Origin of the sequence: Achromobacter sp. Marseille-Q0513, assembly GCF_018195695.1 — a bacterium.
In the GTDB taxonomy this organism is placed as follows: Bacteria; Pseudomonadota; Gammaproteobacteria; order Burkholderiales; family Burkholderiaceae_B; genus Achromobacter.
The window spans coordinates 1-1,516 of record NZ_JAGTJY010000362.1; the positions used below are offsets into that span (position 1 = coordinate 1).

At 67.9% G+C, this 1,516-nt stretch carries 2 protein-coding genes and 1 pseudogene; 1 reads left to right on the forward strand and 2 read right to left on the reverse strand.

Annotated elements, in window-relative coordinates; translation table 11 throughout:
* Positions 1-119 precede the first annotated feature (119 nt).
* Positions 120-254, reverse strand: coding sequence for a hypothetical protein (locus KDH83_RS32920; protein ID WP_283093862.1), 135 nt, complete (start codon positions 252-254; stop codon positions 120-122).
* Between the two features lie 261 nt (positions 255-515).
* On the opposite strand from KDH83_RS32920, the gene KDH83_RS30630 reads away from it, so the two are divergent.
* Positions 516-1,145, forward strand: coding sequence for a dihydrofolate reductase family protein (locus KDH83_RS30630; protein ID WP_212322791.1), 630 nt, complete (start codon positions 516-518; stop codon positions 1,143-1,145).
* 72 nt (positions 1,146-1,217) lie between these two features.
* On the opposite strand, the pseudogene KDH83_RS30635 reads toward KDH83_RS30630, so the two are convergent.
* A pseudogene (locus KDH83_RS30635) lies at positions 1,218-1,516 on the reverse strand (CerR family C-terminal domain-containing protein); the annotation flags it as partial.

A 1,516-nucleotide genomic window follows, 5' to 3' on the forward strand; every position in this document is an offset into this window, starting at 1 on the left:
GGCCTGGGCCAGGGCGGCGGCGCTGACGGTCAGCGCGGCCAACGCGGTCAGCGGTTGGAAGAGCCTGATTCTCTGCATGGTGTTCATGGCATTTCCTGGCTCGGCGGGGATGGGGACCATCAGCGGTAATAGTAGTGCGGATAGGCCGGATAGTAGTAATAGCCCGGATGGTAGTACGCCGGCCGCGCCGGCACCACGACGCATCCTGACAACATGCTGGCAAGCACCAGCGACAGCAATAGGGTCCTTTTCATTTTGCGGCTCCTGGCGAGCGCCCGGCGCAGTCGACGCCTTTTTTGCACTCGCAGGAGTTAGGCTGGCGCGCGCGGCCGGCGTTCAGCGCTGTAATCGTTCCGAAACAGCTTTCGCGTGACCGATGTTTGCGGGCTGGTGACGGGCGGTGTCGGGCGTTGCCGGGTGTGCGCGGAAGGCGTTATTTGTGACCTTGTGTCGATTCCAGGGCAGTTGATTCGTCGTGTCAGAGGGCCCGTCGGGCCCGCCAACCGGAGAACAGCATGCGCAAGCTCGTCGTGTCGACCTTCATCAGCCTGGACGGCGTCGTCCAGGCTCCCGGCGGACCGCAGGAAGACACCAGCGGCGGCTTCCCCTATGGAGGCTGGATGGTGCCGTATGCCGACGAGATCATCGGCAGCCATGTGCGGAACCTGATGGCGGCTCCGTTCGAGCTGCTGCTGGGCCGCCGGACCTACGACATCTTCGCGGGCCACTGGCCGCATATACCGGCCGATTCCCCCACCCGCCATCTGGCCGACCGCCTGAACGGCGCGACCAAGCATGTGGCCACGCACCGGCCCGAGGCGCTGCCCTGGCGCGGCAGCCAGGCGCTGCGGGGCGATCTGGTCGACGCGGTGCGCGCGCTGCAGCGCCAGGGCGGCCCCGACCTGCTGACCTTCGGCAGCGGCGACATGGTGCGCCAGCTGCTGGCGGCGGGCCTGGTGGACGATCTGTGGCTGCTGGTCTATCCGGTCATGTTCGGACGCGGCCGGCGCATGTTCGGCGACGACGCGCAGCCGTCGGCGTTCAGGCTGGCGCACGCGGCCAGCACGCCGGGCGGCGTGGTGCTGACGCGCTATTTGCGCGAGGGGCAGCCGCCGCGCACGGGGTCGTTCGATACCGGCGCCTGACGATGCGCCGGCAGCGGTCCTGATGCGAGCAAATATTCAGCTATGAGTCAGGATCGTCGCCCGCATCCGCGGCTATTTCTTCTTGCGGCGGGCGGGCGCGCTGTCGGCGTAGTCGCGGCCGATGGCTTCCAGCCCGGCGATCGCGAAGCGGCTCAGGTGGTCCACCAGCGTCTCGGCGGGCATTCGCAGCATCGCCTGCACCGGCCCGGGAACGCCGCGCCGGCCGATCTGCAGCAGCAGGCAGGGCGCGATGACGCTGAGCAGGCAGCGTTGCAGCGCGGGATCGTCCTGGGGAATGCCGCTGATATCGCTGGCGATGGCCATGACCACCGCGATCTTCTGCGGGATCTCGGACTCGAACAGCACCTGGA